This window comes from Pseudoclavibacter sp. RFBG4 (genome assembly GCF_002931515.1).
Classification (GTDB): Bacteria; Actinomycetota; Actinomycetes; order Actinomycetales; family Microbacteriaceae; genus Pseudoclavibacter.
The window spans coordinates 1-1,165 of record NZ_PSYC01000075.1 but is presented as its reverse complement, the minus strand read 5'-3'; the positions used below and the strand labels follow the sequence as shown (position 1 = coordinate 1,165).

The window sequence follows — 1,165 nt, the reverse complement described above, 5'->3', positions numbered from 1 at the left end:
GGGGATGGCGCGGGGATCGCGCGGGGCGTCGCGGTTTGCAGGCACATCGGGTGTCGAGAGCGTCGTCTCCACAGGCGGGAGATGGACGGGGCGCAGCCGCGCGCATCCGTCTACCGTTCCTACATGCGACCCAAGACGCCGCTCCCGCCCGAGTTCGCCAACACGACGTTCCGCTACTCCGATGCTCTCGAGAACGGGATCACGCGAGGTCAGATCAGAGCATCGACGACGACCGGCCCACACCGCGGAATCCGAACCACCCGCGAGATCACGTCACCGCGAGACGCCGACCTCGCCTACGCGAGAGCCTCACCGCGGGACGTCGCGCTGGCCAGCGTCTCCGCCTGCCGGGTCTGGGGAATCCCGCTCCCGCTGGCCATCGAATCGCGCAGACACACGTTCGTCGCCGTGCGGAGTCCACGGCACGTCCCAACGGGAGTCGCGATCACGGGCATCAGGCTGGCTCCGCACCTGTTCAGCGACCGCGAGTTCGAGGGTGTCCGATTGCTGTCGCCCTGCGTCGCCTGGGCGCAGCTCGCCGCTCAGCTCACCCCGCGCGAAACCCTCGTGCAGGCGGATGCGCTCCTGACACGCGCAGACAACTACCCCGGACGGCGCCACGGCGGCTCGCTGGCCACGCTGGACGAGCTCCGTGCAGTCGCAGACGCCTGGGGCAAACGTGCTGGCGTCGCCCAGCTCCGTGCTGCCGTCGAACTCGCCAGACCGCAGGTCGAATCGCCCGGAGAATCCCGGCTTCGCCACGCCCTCGTCTCTGCCCGCTTCCCGGAACCCGTCCTGCAGCACCGCGTCTTCGACGGGCGGCGGTTCGTGGCGCGGATCGACCTCGCCTACCCTTCGCTGAAGATCGCGCTCGAGTACGACGGCGAACACCATTTCACCGTGGCGAAGGCCGTGGAGGACATCGAGCGACGACGTGAGCTCGAGAGTCTCGGCTGGATCGTCATCCAGATCACCCGACACGACATCCAGGACCCGAAGCGCCTCTTCGCCCGACTCCGCTCGGCGATGCGTTCACGCTGAGGCCCTCGCCCAAAGCCGACTTGTGGTCGTTCTGGGGCGAGAATGACGACCACAAGTCAGCCCTGCGCGATGCGGGCGCGGAGCGCGGAGCGCGGAGCGGGGAGCGGGGAGCGGGGAGCGGGGG

Annotated in this window: 1 protein-coding gene; it reads left to right on the top strand. The window is 69.3% G+C overall.

Annotated elements, in window-relative coordinates; translation table 11 throughout:
* Positions 1-1,041, top strand: a 1,041-nt coding sequence (locus C5E10_RS18730) for an endonuclease domain-containing protein (protein ID WP_219820423.1), incomplete at its 5' end; no start/stop codon positions are given.
* Between the last annotated feature and the right edge of the window lie 124 nt (positions 1,042-1,165).